Below are 15317 nucleotides of genomic sequence, written 5' to 3'. Positions count from 1 at the left end.
AAAACGAGAAATTTTCTAAGAAAAATTAAATCTTTCTTTGATAAAATATATAGTTAAAATCATTGTTTTCATTTTAAGAACAAGGAATAAGGTGAGATTATGCGCATTTTAGTCATAGAGGATGATTCGGCTCTTCGAAGAATCGTATCAACAATCTTAGAAGAAGAAGGTTACGAAGTGGATCAATCTGCAGACGGAAAAGAAGGGTTATTCATGTCCCAATCTGGGATGTATGACTTACTTATTATTGACCTCATGTTGCCGGGTTTAGATGGAATTTCACTTATTAAAGAGCTCCATGCGAAGGGGATGAACGTTCCAACCCTCATTTTAACTGCAAAAGATAGTGTTGCAGATAAAGTAAAGGGTTTAGATGTCGGAGCAGATGATTATTTGGTAAAGCCTTTTGCTACTGAGGAATTTTTAGCAAGAGTAAGATCTGTCCTTAGGCGTGCAGGAAAAATTGGCCTTGAGGGCAAAATTATCTATGGTGAAATCACTTTGGATACGAACCTAATGCAATGTTCAATTGGGGAGAATACGTTAAAGTTAACCAAAAAAGAATATGAATTACTTTATTATTTAATACAAAATCAGGAAAAGATTCTCATGCGTGACCAAATTTACGATCGTGTTTGGGGGATTGAATCTGATGCGGGAGAGTCGGTTGTGGATGTGTATATCCACTATTTACGAAAGAAATTAGCACCTTTTGGATATGGCGATATCATTCGTACCATACGAGGTGTAGGCTATATGCTTACGGAGGAATAAAATGTTTGAAAAGACGAGGCAGCGATTAGTCTTATTAAATTCAGTTGTACTCTTAATCATATTAGGCAGTTTTGGAACATTCCTTTATTTTTATATGGAATATCGTTTATATCGGGAGATAGATGAAACATTACAACATGCTAAAACACATATTACCCGAGAGCACAAAAGTGATATGTCTAAATTTATTAAACCAGATGAAAATGAAGATGATCAACGGACGATTTTCCTTTTTTGGGGAAGAAACGATATCCTTCAGGCTGAAATCCCTAAAAATATTATTTCTGAAAAGGCTAAAGATAAACTGTTAGAAGAGAAAAATTCAAAGTCGCCAAGTACCGTTCATATTGCAAGTTTCTATTATCGAACGATTAACATTCCAATTCATCATTCAATAAGTATCAATGGCAGTACAAAATATGTTGAAAGAATACAATTAATTTATAATTTGGAACGTGAAAGGGAAATGTTGGAACATCTTTTAGTCTTTATTGAATTTGGAAGTGTAATAAGCGTTGTTGTCGCCATTCTAGCAGGTTTCTTTTTAGCCAATCGAGCATTGGTGCCAATACAATTGGCTTGGAACAAACAATCTCAGTTTGTTGCAGATGCCTCACATGAATTACGGACACCTCTTGCTGTTATGAAGCTGAATTTGGAACGTTTGTTTCGGCACCCTAAAAGCAGTATTGAAGAAGAAAGTGAAAATATCTCACAGTCAATCAGTGAAATTAAGTATATGACGAAAATGATTTCCGAACTTCTTACGTTAGCACGATCTGATTCCAATCAGCTTGAGATAATCGTTAATAAAGTTCAATTAGATACCTTATTAAATAAAGTGGTTCAAGATTTTTCGGAATTGGCCAGGTTAAAAGGTATAAAGCTGATCTCTAAAATCCAGAGTCCAGTGGAAATTCTAGGAGACAGGGAAAGGCTTTATCAATTATTTATGATTATTTTAGATAATGCATTGAAATACACTCCCGCAAACGGGCAAATTACCGTTCAATGTAATGTAAAAGGATTTAATGCCCACATTGTCATTGCTGATACAGGGGAAGGGATCTCTAAAGAAGACTTGCCTTTGATATTTGACCGCTTTTATCGAGGTGATAAAGCGAGGACTAGAAAATATGAAGGTACAGGTCTTGGACTTTCCATTGCCAAGTGGATTATTGAATTACATGGCGGGAAAATCCGTGCAGCGAGTGAAATAGGAATGGGGACCCAAATTATTATGCATGTTCCTCTTAACAAACGGCATATCACCTCCTTCCATTGATTTTCATCAATGGAAGGATCCTATAAAAATACTAAAGGCAACCAGCAATTTTTCATAACTTTTGTGCTAAATGGACTGTCACGCTCTTTGGTTAGATAAACTCATTTCAGCATTTTCATAATTTTTAAGGCGACATCGATTTTGACAAGGTCATCCAAGAGATTGAAATCTACATTTAGCAGGGATTCAATTTTTTTGATCCGCTTTCGTAATGTGTTTGGATGAATATACAGCTGTTCCGCCGTTGCATTGATATCTGCATTATTCGTGAAGAAGGTTTCGATTGTTTCAAGGTAAAAATCTTCTTCTTGATCCATTCCGATCAATTTACCCAATGTTTCTTGATAATAGTCATGTAAAATATCATTATGGATGTTGGCCAGCAGCCTCGCGATACCGATGTCCTCAAAATGAAGAACAGCACGGTGCTTCGTTTCATACTTCCCGAGCTCGAGTGCAACTTTCGCTTCATAAAAGCTTCGAAAACATTCCATATTTGATGGATGCTGCCGGCCAAGGCCAATCTGGAAGTCGATGCCCGGAAAGGAGTGTGCGAGACTGTGGTGGATTTTTCCAGCCAATGAAACCATAAATTCTTTCCGATTGATTCCCGTCACAGCAGGGGAATCAAAGATAATCAGGACAATGAACCCTTGGATGGGAAAGGCGATCAGGTTGAGAAAATTGGCCTGGACGATCGAGCGTATGTGACTAATAATCTCGTTTTGGTCAATGGTACCACCAGTGAAGTTGGTGGCCACATCCATGCGCAATACCATTAACTGAGTTGGTTTCGTGAAGTCCCAGCCCCATTGCCCGCCCAAATTGATTAACGTCTGCTCAGATTCAATATTGTTATATAAAAGATTTGTTAAAAATTGTTCTTTGTATGATTGATGTGCACGAAGAACAGCTTTTTCACTTTTTAACATGGAAATAATCGCAGGTATCGCATGTGTCAGCTGTTCAATCGTTACGTCAAGCATCATGCCAGGCCGTACTTGGATGAACATAAAGCCATAAAGAATTTCCCCAGATTGCAGCCGCATGAGGAGATACTCATCGGCGCCGTTGTTAAGCATGAATAGTACATCTGACCGTGACTTTACTTGCTGATAGTAGCTTGCTTGAAGGTCTTTTCTTTGTTCCTCCGGGTCAGCATCACCATTCCATTTTCGGATATAAAAATGTTCATTTAACATCTGTATTCCTTCGCCGATGATGGAACCCAATCTTGCCAAAAGACCGTTCAATCCGCTTCTTTGCCCGAGTTGAAGCCAATAATTCGTAGTACGCTCCCAAACCAAATGAAACAATCCCATCGATTTAAGCTGCTGTAAATCGGTGATGGCTTTTTGCAAACTGTATGGATTTGACACAGATACATCTAATAAAGGCTTACCAATGGTTTCAGCCATTTGTAATATCGTGGGAGATAGATGTATATTTTCTGCCCCGTACAGAAGAATCCCTTGGATGTTTGGATGTTCAAGATAATCTGCCAACAGTAAATGGGCGTCGCCGGACTTTGACAACAGTAACAGGCTTGGTTCTTCCAACAAGTCGGTTGGTGCAGCAGCCTGCAGGATATATCTGTCCTTTCCCTTCCATCCCGCCAGTATTTCCGCATTGTCAAAAGGAGTCGAGCTTATAATTTCCTGAAAAATTAACATGTTAGATTCCTCCTTCATCGACAGCTACAAAAAAATGCTGAATTTCTTCCTTTCGTGTTTGAAAGCGAATGGAAGGGCTGGTGACTTTTTTCATTTCGAAACCATGGACGGCTTTTTCACAATGGGCATTTTTTGGATCGTTAATATCTATGATTTCAATCGCTTTAACCGGACAGGCCGAGACGCAAATGGGCGTCTTGTTTTTCATCTGGCGCTCGTAGCACATATTGCATTTATCTGCTTTTTTCGTAATCGGGTTAATGGTGATCGCATCAAATGGACAGGCGGTTACACACTTACCGCAGCCAGAACACTTGGTTTGATCGATCAAAACAATCCCATTCGGCTTCTTTTTGATGCAGCTTTCCGGGCAAACAGGAAGACAGGCAGGATTTTCACAATGGTTGCACGCCATTGAAAAATGGTGAAAACTGTGCCCTTTTATGCCATCTCCCGCAACAGCATGGATTTTTCTCCGAAAAGTATCTTCATAGCCATGTTCATTTTTACAGGAGAATTCACAGGAACGACATCCCAGACATTTTTCAATATGGACAAGAAAACCAAGTTGTTTCATAAAATGATCACCTTTTTAACCTCAAATAATTAAGTTTTCCCTTTATACTAAGTATAAATAGTTTTATTACAGAGGAATTGCGGAACTTGGTACAAGTTTTTAACAATTTATCGAGAAAGGAGATTGCCCATGGACAAGACGTACACGATTACCCGCCATATTTGTCCCCGTAATTGCTATAGTTCCTGCAGCATGCTGGGGTATACGGTCAATGGCCGTTTAACCAAGGTTTCCGGTGATCCTAAGCATGGTTATACAAACGGGCTCTTATGCGCCAAAGGGTATAATTATTTGCAGCATGTTTACCATCCCGACCGGCTGAAATATCCAATGCGACAAGTGCCGCGGGGAAGCGGGAATTGGCAGCGGATTTCTTGGACTCAGGCAATCGACCTCATAGCGGAAAAAATCATTGAGCTCTATCAGCACTATGATTCACACCTTTCGTTAGCCTTAAATAAATATTCCGGGAATATGGGCATCCTGCATCATGCGATGGAGGGCTTCTTTAACGGGCTGGGGAAAACCTCACGGGCAATCGGTAATCCATGCTGGGCACCCGGTATGGATGCCCTTTATTATGATTTCGGCGAACATCACACATCAGATATGGTAGATATTCATCATGCGAAAACGATTATCTTGTGGGGAATTAATCCTGTTTGGACCTCGATTCATTCGATGCCATATATCCTTGGGGCTAAGCAGCGAGGGGCGAAGGTGATTACGATTGACCCAGTTTACACGGAGACGGCGAAGAAATCAGATACTTATATTCAAATTAAGCCGCGGAGTGATGGAGCGCTGGCACTCGCGATTGCCAAGTACATTTTTGAGCATGACTTGTATGATGCTGACTTTATCAGCCGCCATACGCATGGTTGGACGGAATTAACAGAATACCTAAGGCACAGTTCCATGGAGGAGGCGCTCAAGCAATGCGGGCAAACAATAGAGGCAATCCAATACTTGGCAGAAGTGCTTTCGAAAAATAAACCGGCCTATTTTTGGGTGGGGTTTGGCATGCAGCGCCACCAAAATGGCGGACAGAATATTCGCGCCATCAATGCCCTTGCCGCAATCACAGGGAATCTGGGTAGGAAGGGAAGCGGTGTTCAATTTGGACAACGGGCGACCTGGAAATTTAGCTACAACATTCTCAAAGCTGAACCGAAAGACAAAAAAAGATCGACCGGGGTCCGGCCGCTCGATTTTAATGATTTCGCGAATGAATTGCAGAAGCAACAAAATCCTCCTGTGAAACTTCTTTGGATTACGAGCAGAAATTTACTCACCCAAAGCGGAAATATCGAACAGCTGAAGCAATCGCTGCAAGAATTGGAGTTAATCGTGACGCTTGATCATTTTTTAACCGAGACCGCGGCCTTTTCCGATCTTGTTTTGCCGGCGACCACTCAATTTGAGGAGTGGGATGTGGTTGCGAGTTATTGGCATCATTGGATCAGTATTAATCAGCCGGCAATCAGTCCTTACTATGAAAGCAAAAGTGAGTTGGAAATTGCCCGAATGCTTTCCAAACGGTTAAATGAGTACGAGCAGAATTTCAGTGCTTTTCCAACCGACCTAACGGATGAGGAATTTATTGACCAGGAATTTACGGATGAATTTTACCAAGCGTTGCAAATTCAAAATTGGCGTGAATTATTGAACGGTCCACGAAGGGTGAATCTCCCGAAAACAGCATGGGAAAGCTTAGATTTCAAAACGCCGTCAGGAAAAATGGAGCTTTTCTCAACAAGGGCGGAAAACGAACAGCTTTCACCATTTGGGATGGCGCTATTAAACGAGCAAAAAACAAGTAAATATCCATATCTCTTACTATTAAATCATGAACCGTTCCGGATTAATTCACAATTTCAAAACCTAAATTCCTATAAGCAAATAAATCCGGAGCCTTGTATCTATCTGCATCCTGCACTTGCAATGGAAAAAGGGATTCAATCAAATTCACTGATTAAGCTGTTCAATTCTCATGGACAAGTTACCATTCGTGCCAAATACTCCGAGGATGTAGAGAATCATACACTTGTCATTCATCCCAATCATCCTTTGATCAATCAGCTGATTGACTTTATTCCTGCTGACATGGGAAAAATGGTCACCGGTGGAAACGGGAATGCGCTTAATGATCTGTACGTTAATATCGAAAAACTCACTTGAAAAAGTATGGATGATTTCAGTTACTGTAGAACAGTAGTTGAATCGAATTCCATACTTTTCTTTTTTTGGCTCTTTTTTAAAAGATTAGGATTCGCAATTAAAACTCGTAAAATCGCAAATAAGCTTGCTGGATTCATAAATACTTTTTTTATAAAAATGTGTCGGAAATATTGTGAAAATATGAGCAAGGTGTGACAAAAGCATCGGTTTCATTCTTTTTACACCAGCGTCTTCGAAAGCTTGTAGACACTTCTACATTTGCTCACTCCTGAACATGGTATGCTGAATTCAACATCCTGAAGGGAGTTAAATCGATGATGAAAAAGTTTCTATTTCTCCTCCTTACTGTCATGATCGCTAGTTCACTAACCGGGTGCGGCGAGCAGGCAAATGAGGATCTAAAAGCGAAAATCCAATCTTCTCCTAATGAAAATTATAAGGGTAATCCGCATCCAGTCGTGAAAGAGGAAATGAAATTAACCGAAGAGGAAAAAGCGGAATTCAACAAGCTTAAACAAGAAATCATGTCCACAAAAGAGGGCGAATCCGATGAATGAAAAATGGATCGACAGGCAGGATGAAAGAGTCGAGATATACCAGCTTTGTTGGCATTACTATAGGGGGGACTTAATGAAATTAACCCTTGGTGAATGGCAAACAGTTGCAGCTTGTCTTTCAAGCAAGCCAGCCATAAGGAAAAATGAATGGGGAACAAAAGCGTTAAACCTGCTAGCTGACATCAACGAACAAACTCTGGAAACATTAGAATACGATTATAACCGGCTTTTTGTCGGTCCTAACAAACTATTAGCGTCGCCCTATGAGTCTAGTTATCTTAACATTGAAGGCACAGTAATGCAGGCTGAGACATTGAAGGTTCGCAACTTTTATTATCATGAAGGACTGCAGGTGGACATGGAGGGGCAGATGCCTGATGATCATCTCCAATTTGAATTGGAATTTATTCTGTATTTAATCAGATTTGAGGAGAAGAAGGAAGTCCTGCACTTGTTCTTGAAAAATCACCTTTTGAAATGGTGCGAGATACACTGCTGCAAAATTGAGGAGCACAGCCGAAATCCGATTACGTTGGCGTTTGCCTATTTATTGAAAGGATTTTTACAGCAGGAAAAATTATTAATGGAAGAAGAGGGGGCCGTCATATGTTAACGGAATCGATTACACGCCGAAATTTCTTAAAGGGGTCCGCTTCATTAACAGCCCTTTTGGGACTAGGTGCCGCCGGCAGTCAGGCGCCAAATGGGCTGGTTTCGAAAGCGGCAGCCAAAGCAAACGGAAAAGTCCAGCAATTCTATAATGCTTGTCCGCGCAACTGCTATGATACTTGTTCGATTTTAACAACCGTTGAGGACGGCAGAATTACCTTTATCACTGGAAACGAAAACAACAGTTATACGAAAGGGAGGCTGTGTGTTAAGGGAAATACGTATCCTCGTGTGGTTTATTCACCCGACCGGATTAAATATCCGATGCGGCAAAAGGGCCGGGGCAGCGGCAATTGGGAACGGATTAGCTGGGATGAAGCTTACACCATTATTGCCAAAAAGATTCTGGAAATAAAAAAGGAATACGGCAGCACACTTCCTATTTGTCTAAATAAATATTCAGGCAACTTCAATATTTTAAACTATGCAACCGAAGGAATGCTGTCGAGTATCGGCTATACAACCCGGGCTCAAGGGACTCCATGTGACCCAGCCGGTTCGGATGCCCAAGGCTTTGATATGGGCGCTGCCTATAACAATGATCCGGAGCAATTTCTCGACGCGAACTATATCATCCTTTGGGGAGCAAACCCTGCCTGGACTTCGGCGCATTCGATGTATTTTATTGAACAGGCGAAGGAGCGCGGGACAAAGCTGGTCGTCATAGACCCGCTGATTACGCAAACAGCCTCAAAAGCCGATGAGTATATCCAGGTGAAAGCAAGTACAGATGGGGCTCTGGCACTTGGTATGATCCGCTATATCTTCGATCATCAATTGTATGATAAGGAGTGGGTTGCCGCGAATTCAATTGGTTTCTCGGAATTCTTCGCTTATGTAAACAAGAATATTACGGTTGAATGGGCGGCGGAAAAAACGGGTGTTCCACAGCCAGTGATTGAACGCTTGGCACGTGAATATGCGACAGCCAAACCAGCCAACATTTGGATTGGTTTCGGGATGCAGCGTCACGTCAATGGCGGCGCTATGGTCCGGGCGATCGATGCCCTTGCTGCGATTACCGGAAACATTGGCAAACGAGGCGGCGGTGTCAACTATATTGGCGAAGAAACATGGGGTTTCAATTACTACACGATGGGCTTTGGTGCACCAGAAGGAAGCGGCGGAGAAGAGGACCGTTATGTGAATATGAACAATTTCGGGGCCCAGGTTTTAGCAGCCAATGATCCGCCGATTAAGATGATGTGGATTGCCTGCCGCAACCCGTTAGCCCAAGATCCGGAACCAACCGTAGTGAAAAAAGCGTTTGATCAAATGGATTTAATCGTGACCGCTGATTTATATATGACGCAAACCGTTGAATATTCCGACATCGTCCTGCCGGTCACCACCCCGTTTGAGTCGGTCGGGATCAATGTCAGCTACTGGCACTATTGGATGAATGTCAACGAACAAGCGATCAAACCACTATATGAAGCAAAGAGTGACTTGGAAATTGCCATGGGTCTATCGGAAAAATTAAACCAGTTAAGTTCGGGCTCGTGTACATTTCCAACCTCCGGCGACCCTAAGGATTGGGTCGAAAAAGAGTTCAATGATGAAATAAAAGAGCTGTTTAACATTGACAGCTGGGAAGACCTCAGGAAAAAAGGAGGTACGGCAAAAGCAAATGAAAAAATTACGGTAGCCTGGGAGGACTTAAAGTTTCGAACACCATCCGGCAAATATGAATTTTTTTCAAAAAAAGCAGTTGAATATGGCCATCACCCGCTTCCTGTATTTACAGAAGAGTATAAAGCGCCCAAGGAATATCCGATTCGCTGTATGTCGCCGCACTGGAAATTTGGGATTCACAGCCAATTTCAGCATCAAGATTGGCTGATGGCGATTCAGGATCATCCATTCCTTGAGATCCATCCCGAATTGGCGAGGAAAAAGGGAATTCAGAACGACGATATTGTCAAAATCATAAACGAAACTGGCCATATGACATTGCCTGCTAAGATAACAAAGATGGTACCGCCAGATACGGTTGTCATGTATGAAGGCTGGTGGAAGGGTGTCAATTATACGGAGAATTTTACGGTAAAGGCGTTGGCGGAAGATATGGGTGAATATCAAAAAGGGCAGCGCGGAATTGCCTTTCACGACAACTTTGTCAATATTGAAAAAGCGTAAGGGGGAGCAACCATGGCGAAAAAGCTAGGGTTTTTAGTAAATATTGAGCGCTGCATCGGCTGTCACGCTTGTGAAATATCGTGTAAAAGTTTTTATCAGCTTGAACCGGAGATGCGGCGGCGCCGGGTAACGGAATTGCCGGAGGACATTGTCGGTACGCCTGTCCGGGCATTTGTGTCCACCGCCTGCAATCACTGTGAGGACCCAGCCTGTAAAAAGGCTTGCCCGGTTGGTGCCTATACGAAGCGGGAGGACGGAATTGTCGTCCACAATCAGGAGCTGTGCATTGGCTGCCAAATGTGCGGCAAGGCCTGTCCATATAAGGTTCCTGTGTACAATCCGGTTAAAAGAAAAATGGACAAATGCAGCATGTGCCATGAACGTTTAGATGTGGGCCAATTGCCCATCTGTGTAGAAAAATGTCCGTTGGAGGCGATTCAAATCGTCGATTATAATGAGGTCCAGCCGGCAAATGGTGTTAGCATCGTGCCGACCTTTGCCGACCCTTCGATTACCCATCCAACGACACAGTTTATTTTGCCAAAGCCAGGCAAACAAACAAGGAGGTCATCGTAATGCATGAGCTGCCACTCGTGATCTTTACTGTATTATCACAACTAGCCGTCGGCGGGATTGTGACGCTTTGGTGGATGGACTGGAAGAACACGATCCAATGGAAAACCGGATTGCTTATTTCGCTTTCACTTGTGGTGATTGGCGGGGTGGCAGTCCTAGTCTCTATGTTTCATTTAGGCCATCCATTTGCAGCCTATCGGGCAATTTTAAATATCAAGGTCTCATGGCTTAGCCGTGAGGTAACCTTTTACGGTGCCTTTGTTGGCCTAAGCCTCCTGTACACCTGGTTTTGGTTTAAAGATGTGTCGACCTGGCGCGGCATAAGTGGTGCAATCGCGGCAATCCTCGGCGGAATCGCGATTTTCTCTTCAGCCAAAATTTATATGATTCCAGTGATTCCAGCTTGGAACGGGATGACGACCATGATGATGTTCTTTTTAACTTCTATTCTTTTAGGACCATTATTTGTTGGGTTGTTTTTACTGATTCGTGGAGAGCTGTCGATGAAGATCACCACATTTGTCCTATTTGGCTTCATTGCAGCGGCAATTGTGATGCTGCTCTATTTCTCGGGGCTTCAAGGCGGCCTGCCGCAAGCGGGTGAGAGCCTGCGATTAATGACAGGTCAGTTTATTTTTTGGCTGCGGCTGTTCACGTTTGTCATTGCGTTTGCCATTCTTGCAATCAACTCAATCGGCAAACAAAAGCAGACGGGCATCACCTATTCCGTGGTGTTTTTGCTCCTATTAATTAGTGAGTTCTTGGCCCGCTTTCAATTTTACGAAACGGCCGTTCATTTGTAGGTAAGTGATGCATGGGGACGGTTCTCATGCATCATGTTCACTTGTAGGTTTAGATTGTTTTATAAGCTAGAGAGGAGGCTGGTTTGGAATGAATCTGATGACCTGGGCAAAGGCAATTGAGAAAAATACAACAACGCTTATGATTGAAGCAAATCTTTGTACTCGATTGATATCGCCTAAAAGTACATGCCGGCAGTGTGTTGACTCTTGTCCAACAAACTGCATCACGTTTACGAAGGATACACTCGAGATTACCGATTCCTGTTTAGAATGTGGATTATGTACAACGGTTTGTCCAACAAGCGCACTTTCCTCCAATCGGCATTCTCTCCACCATTTGGTTGAAACGGTTTTGCACACATGCAAAGAAAGCGAACACGTTTATTTGCATTGCCAAAGACATTCCATTAAAGAGGAATGTGTGGCAGCAGTCGCTGTTCCCTGCCTCGGCAGCATACCACGAGAAGCCTGGCTTACCTTTCTTGAGGAATGTGACAATCTGTCGATTCACCTTCCTGATGGGGGATGCGATAGGTGTGAAATAAAACAGGGAGAAGAGTTGTGGCAAAGAGAATTGGCTGCTGCAGAAAGGATGAGCGGCAAGTGTATGGATTTGGCTTTGGCCTTGAAGAAGTCAACAGAATTAGAAGGGCTGGATAAGAGCAAGCGATCCTTATTTCATTCCATATGGAGGGAATGGAAGGACGTTCATAAGCTGGCAGTGAAAGAAACTCTCGGCTGCGCTGAAATTAAACCGTACCAGGAAAAGCTCAAGAGCGATTCGGCTTCGCTCATTCGAAAAGAATGGAATGTGGCAGCCAACGGTGTGATGGAAAAAGTTTTTAAAGAATCCACCTACCCCTATATGGTGAAGCGAAACTTGTTTTTGAATCAACTTATCAAGAATAAAGACCTACAAACAGAAAAGAATGTTCGGGTGCCAATGATCTTGTCTGATTGCACTTTGTGCGGAGCCTGTTCCATTCTCTGTCCTACCAACGCACTTGTCCAAGAAACAGAAAATGGCGCCACGCAGATCAAGCTAATACCAGCAAATTGCGTCGACTGCAAACTCTGTGAGGAAATCTGTTATTTTAAGCAAATACAATTAATAGAAGCAGAGAATCGCGTGTTGTTAAAGGGACAAGGAAGGGAATCGGTGCTGTTTCGAACGGAAAGTCAATAATGTTAATGATCTATAGGTCAGTCCTTTAGTCATTTAACGCCTTAACACACCGGAGAGCAGAACCCATTTTTCTAACTGCTTTTAGGTATATCGAATTTTGTTGACACTTTTTTAATATATAGAAAATAGAAGCGCCTTTTGACGCTTCTATCCATAAAATGAGTCGTTACAATTTTGATTGTAAGCTTAGTACCCCATCATAAACTGTGTACCAACGATAATCAAGAGGACGAAAAGCACTACGATTAACGCAAAAGATGTGCCCATTCCATATCCGTCAGACAAAATGAATCACCTCCTTATCTCTAAGGGATAGTACATGCTATGATAGAAGGAATATGAGTGAAATGGACAAGCATGGAATTATGCTGACATAATAATATTTTTATGGTTTAATTCGAAACAACAAAAGATAGGATAAAACCTCTCACACGCTTCATAATAAACCTTGAGGATGTGAAACGAATGGACAAAGAAGAGGTAGTCATTGAGGAATTAAACACATTATTAAGAGGAACCTATATGGGAATTCACGCTTTTGAACATCATATCCAAAAGCTGGAGGAAACAGCGATAAAGCAGAAGTTTCAGTCCCTGCAGCAAGAGGCGAAGCAATCGGCCGAAGTTCTAGCCGAACGGATTCAAAATTTACATGGAGTTCCTGCAGATAGTGAAGGAGTCTCAGGCAAGCTAAAAAGCTACATGCATAAGATGATCGTCCCAGATGAAACTGAAGGGATAATCCAGGATGCTTTAAAGGGAATGGAGCAATATGGTGTTGAATATTCGGAAGAACTCGTAAAGGGAGACCTGGACCCAGAAAGCAAACGCATCGTCGAAGAAGTGATCGATACAAACCGCAGAATCGCACAGGAGTTACGACAATTGCTTCATTGATGAAAGGTGATGCATGGGGACGGTTCTCATGCATCACCTTTCAGACCACCTTCGGACAAAGCGGGTGAAAAAAGCAGAGGAACTGTCCGTAAGAAGGATTCCTACGGACAAAAACGGTGAAAAAACCGAGTAAATGTCCGTACTAAGTAGAAAGTTCGGAAAAAAATAGCCGCCGATCAGTGGTCCGGTAGATTAATAGCCAATTCTTATATCATCATGTGGAAATGATTGGTAATGCCTTATTGGTTGTTGTAAAATAGGCCTAATCAGTTGTCATCTCTCAGTATTAAGGTAGGTGTTCCTCATGGGGAAATGGGTTAGGACAGGTACTATTGTATTAATTTTATTCGGAGTCCTATTGATATATCTGAAGGATGTTTATTATCCTTCTCTTCCGATCAGATCAATTTCAAAATCCGAAGTGATAAATAAGGTGAATAAATCGAATGGAAATATTGTTAAAATCACAGAGGAAGACAGTTACCAATGGTATGTATCAGAAATGAAACAAGGGAGAGCGTATGAAAATTTAAAAAGATTAATGGAAGATAAAGGCTGGTTTTTTAAAGAACAACTAGGTTCGGGCTTTGTTTTTCAAAATGAACAAGGGGAAATAATGGTTTCAAGTGAAATGTGGACTAGAAAATATGTAATCTTTCATTTTCCAAAAGGTATTTGATGACCATGTTTCAAAATAGATTAGTAAACAATAATTTTATTATGTTAACTTTAGAATGCCATTCAATAGTTTTAGTATATTAGTTTACAATCTTACGAGGATAAAAAAACACACTTCAAAAATGAGTGTGTTCTTTACCATGATTAATGACCAGCAACTTTCTCAAGTCCACCAGGCTTGTTATGAACGGCAATTTTATCAATAAGTTTTTAAACGACCTAACTTCATAGCACCCATAATAATTTTGATGACACCCGTTAAAATGGTTAATGTGGCGAAATGGGTATTTAATGGGTGCTTGCTGTAGCGTTGAATAAAAAGCGAAGACGGTTAAACCAAGGTGCATGCAGTTTACAAACCGTACAAGAAGATACAAATAAATTTAACAAATTTGCCCTTAACCTGTTAAAATGAAAACATATACTACTAGTGAAACCCAAATGATGCTAACCCGGTGGATTGCCGAAGGAAAAATGAAGGTGATAGGGGAGATATATGTTGAAAAAGAGGTCAAGGTTGCGCAGACGTATTCGGGAATGGCTAGAGAAGAGACGAGTCCGGAAAGAAGAGAACCCGCTCCCAAGTTTTTCAAACCGTAGTATAAATGACCGTCAACAGCAATTAAACAAGCCGGAAGAATTGTCTAATGATTAACTAACTAATCGAAGGAAATGGCAGATAATAGCTAAAAATAAAATAGATACAAACAAAAATGACGTGTGCTAATACACGTCATTTTGAGTTGAATTAAGAAATCATGAATAAAAAATAAATAAGGTAAAGTGAATCCCCATTACATTGGATTGACATTAAATTTGAGCTAATAAAAACTTGATCATAAATAATGCTGAGCTAACGGAGTTTTAGTTGAAGAACAAAGAATTATTAGGTTATACTTCAGTTATATAAAGCGATAAAGCATTTGCATCTATTTTTCTCCTTTTGCTGTAATGGGGTGATAATTACGGTTGATGAACCTAAGTGAAGACTGAGTAGCTTAGTTTAGGACTGACTCATAAATTCTTTTTATTTTCTCCCGAAAGAGATCTAGATGAACAATTCTTGCTTCTCTCAAGGATTCTTTTCCTTCGACAAATAACAGGAGAACCGGTACTGTAAAAATACTAAAGTGCCCGGCTATGTCTGTTACCTCACCTGCATCAATAATCCCACAATGAATTTGACTAAACTCTTTCATAACCTCCTCAACCTGAGGAAGTAAAGCGTGACATACGCTTCAGTTCTGTTTGTGCGCCCGGCATGGGTGCAGTCTCTAGGGTGTAAGTCCCGAGCCACGAAGGCAGTAGTAGTGGTTAGCTTA

General features: G+C 41.5%; 15 protein-coding genes and 1 pseudogene. 12 read left to right on the top strand and 4 right to left on the bottom strand.

The genetic code is table 11. From position 1 onward, the window contains the following. The first annotated feature begins 99 nt into the window (after window positions 1–99). On the top strand, window positions 100–774 hold the full coding sequence (locus tag KHB02_RS19215) for a response regulator transcription factor (RefSeq protein WP_213145691.1): 675 nt from the start codon (window positions 100–102) through the stop codon (window positions 772–774). Window position 775: 1 nt separating this feature from the next. Continuing rightward, on the top strand, window positions 776–2059 hold the full coding sequence (locus KHB02_RS19210) for a sensor histidine kinase (RefSeq protein WP_213145692.1): 1284 nt from the start codon (window positions 776–778) through the stop codon (window positions 2057–2059). Window positions 2060–2160: 101 nt separating this feature from the next. Here KHB02_RS19210 and KHB02_RS19205 read toward each other — a convergent pair whose 3' ends face one another. Next, the gene (locus KHB02_RS19205) at window positions 2161–3732 is read right to left on the bottom strand and encodes a PucR family transcriptional regulator (protein WP_213145693.1); all 1572 of its coding nucleotides are present in this window, start codon (window positions 3730–3732) and stop codon (window positions 2161–2163) included. Window position 3733: 1 nt separating this feature from the next. Further along, a complete protein-coding gene (locus KHB02_RS19200) occupies window positions 3734–4309 on the bottom strand; it encodes a 4Fe-4S dicluster domain-containing protein (protein ID WP_213145694.1) in 576 nt (191 codons plus the stop codon). Between the two features lie 129 nt (window positions 4310–4438). Between KHB02_RS19200 and KHB02_RS19195 the strand changes: the two genes are divergently transcribed. The 7 genes from KHB02_RS19195 (at window position 4439) to KHB02_RS19165 (ending at window position 12420) form a co-directional block, all read left to right on the top strand. Continuing rightward, window positions 4439–6490 (top strand): molybdopterin-dependent oxidoreductase, encoded by a 2052-nt coding sequence (locus KHB02_RS19195; RefSeq protein WP_213145695.1) that lies wholly within the window; start codon window positions 4439–4441, stop codon window positions 6488–6490. A gap of 314 nt (window positions 6491–6804) precedes the next feature. After that, window positions 6805–7047 (top strand): hypothetical protein, encoded by a 243-nt coding sequence (locus KHB02_RS19190; protein WP_213145696.1) that lies wholly within the window; start codon window positions 6805–6807, stop codon window positions 7045–7047. Beyond that, complete coding sequence (locus KHB02_RS19185; RefSeq protein WP_213145697.1) at window positions 7040–7660, top strand: TorD/DmsD family molecular chaperone; 621 nt, start codon at window positions 7040–7042, stop codon at window positions 7658–7660. Before KHB02_RS19190 ends, KHB02_RS19185 begins: the two co-directional genes overlap by 8 nt. Further along, window positions 7654–9855, top strand: a complete 2202-nt coding sequence (locus KHB02_RS19180) for a molybdopterin-dependent oxidoreductase (protein WP_213145698.1) — start codon at window positions 7654–7656, stop codon at window positions 9853–9855. Before KHB02_RS19185 ends, KHB02_RS19180 begins: the two co-directional genes overlap by 7 nt. A gap of 12 nt (window positions 9856–9867) precedes the next feature. After that, window positions 9868–10431 carry a 4Fe-4S dicluster domain-containing protein gene (locus tag KHB02_RS19175; protein WP_213145699.1) on the top strand — a complete coding sequence of 188 codons (564 nt, stop codon included), beginning with the start codon at window positions 9868–9870 and terminating at the stop codon, window positions 10429–10431. Continuing rightward, window positions 10431–11234, top strand: a complete 804-nt coding sequence (locus KHB02_RS19170) for a dimethyl sulfoxide reductase anchor subunit family protein (protein ID WP_213145700.1) — start codon at window positions 10431–10433, stop codon at window positions 11232–11234. The genes KHB02_RS19175 and KHB02_RS19170 overlap by 1 nt, the downstream gene beginning before the upstream one ends. An 88-nt stretch (window positions 11235–11322) precedes the next feature. Beyond that, window positions 11323–12420: a 4Fe-4S binding protein gene (locus tag KHB02_RS19165; protein WP_213145701.1), complete on the top strand. Its 1098-nt coding sequence runs from the start codon at window positions 11323–11325 to the stop codon at window positions 12418–12420. A 186-nt stretch (window positions 12421–12606) separates the two neighbouring features. On the opposite strand, the gene KHB02_RS19160 is transcribed toward KHB02_RS19165, so the two are convergent. Further along, window positions 12607–12687 (bottom strand): YjcZ family sporulation protein, encoded by an 81-nt coding sequence (locus KHB02_RS19160; protein WP_213146060.1) that lies wholly within the window; start codon window positions 12685–12687, stop codon window positions 12607–12609. Between the two features lie 198 nt (window positions 12688–12885). Here KHB02_RS19160 and KHB02_RS19155 point away from each other — a divergent pair, with 198 nt between their 5' ends. The 3 genes from KHB02_RS19155 (at window position 12886) to KHB02_RS19145 (ending at window position 14595) form a co-directional block, all read left to right on the top strand. Further along, window positions 12886–13317, top strand: a complete 432-nt coding sequence (locus KHB02_RS19155; protein WP_213145702.1) for a DUF2383 domain-containing protein — start codon at window positions 12886–12888, stop codon at window positions 13315–13317. Window positions 13318–13750: 433 nt separating this feature from the next. After that, entirely contained in the window at window positions 13751–13996 is a 246-nt protein-coding gene (locus KHB02_RS19150) for a hypothetical protein (protein WP_241113969.1), read from the top strand. A gap of 440 nt (window positions 13997–14436) precedes the next feature. Then, the gene (locus KHB02_RS19145) at window positions 14437–14595 is read left to right on the top strand and encodes a hypothetical protein (protein WP_241113968.1); all 159 of its coding nucleotides are present in this window, start codon (window positions 14437–14439) and stop codon (window positions 14593–14595) included. Between the two features lie 398 nt (window positions 14596–14993). Here the strand turns inward: KHB02_RS19145 and KHB02_RS19140 are convergent. Further along, window positions 14994–15215: pseudogene (locus KHB02_RS19140) on the bottom strand (thioredoxin family protein); the annotation flags it as partial. Window positions 15216–15317 lie beyond the last annotated feature (102 nt).

Origin of the sequence: Neobacillus citreus (genome assembly GCF_018343545.2) — a bacterium.
Classification (GTDB): Bacteria; Bacillota; Bacilli; order Bacillales; family Cytobacillaceae; genus Neobacillus; species Neobacillus citreus.
This window is presented reverse-complemented; position numbering and strand designations above follow the sequence as displayed.

Bases quoted from the DNA above. Each gene is read 5' to 3' on its own strand.
- KHB02_RS19215 (WP_213145691.1), top strand. From the start codon at position 100: ATGCGCATTTTAGTCATAGAGGATGATTCGGCTCTTCGAAGAATCGTA.
- KHB02_RS19210 (WP_213145692.1), top strand. From the start codon at position 776: ATGTTTGAAAAGACGAGGCAGCGATTAGTCTTATTAAATTCAGTTGTA.
- KHB02_RS19205 (WP_213145693.1), bottom strand. From the start codon at position 3,732: ATGTTAATTTTTCAGGAAATTATAAGCTCGACTCCTTTTGACAATGCG.
- KHB02_RS19200 (WP_213145694.1), bottom strand. From the start codon at position 4,309: ATGAAACAACTTGGTTTTCTTGTCCATATTGAAAAATGTCTGGGATGT.
- KHB02_RS19195 (WP_213145695.1), top strand. From the start codon at position 4,439: ATGGACAAGACGTACACGATTACCCGCCATATTTGTCCCCGTAATTGC.
- KHB02_RS19190 (WP_213145696.1), top strand. From the start codon at position 6,805: ATGATGAAAAAGTTTCTATTTCTCCTCCTTACTGTCATGATCGCTAGT.
- KHB02_RS19185 (WP_213145697.1), top strand. From the start codon at position 7,040: ATGAATGAAAAATGGATCGACAGGCAGGATGAAAGAGTCGAGATATAC.
- KHB02_RS19180 (WP_213145698.1), top strand. From the start codon at position 7,654: ATGTTAACGGAATCGATTACACGCCGAAATTTCTTAAAGGGGTCCGCT.
- KHB02_RS19175 (WP_213145699.1), top strand. From the start codon at position 9,868: ATGGCGAAAAAGCTAGGGTTTTTAGTAAATATTGAGCGCTGCATCGGC.
- KHB02_RS19170 (WP_213145700.1), top strand. From the start codon at position 10,431: ATGCATGAGCTGCCACTCGTGATCTTTACTGTATTATCACAACTAGCC.
- KHB02_RS19165 (WP_213145701.1), top strand. From the start codon at position 11,323: ATGAATCTGATGACCTGGGCAAAGGCAATTGAGAAAAATACAACAACG.
- KHB02_RS19160 (WP_213146060.1), bottom strand. From the start codon at position 12,687: ATGGGCACATCTTTTGCGTTAATCGTAGTGCTTTTCGTCCTCTTGATT.
- KHB02_RS19155 (WP_213145702.1), top strand. From the start codon at position 12,886: ATGGACAAAGAAGAGGTAGTCATTGAGGAATTAAACACATTATTAAGA.
- KHB02_RS19145 (WP_241113968.1), top strand. From the start codon at position 14,437: ATGATGCTAACCCGGTGGATTGCCGAAGGAAAAATGAAGGTGATAGGG.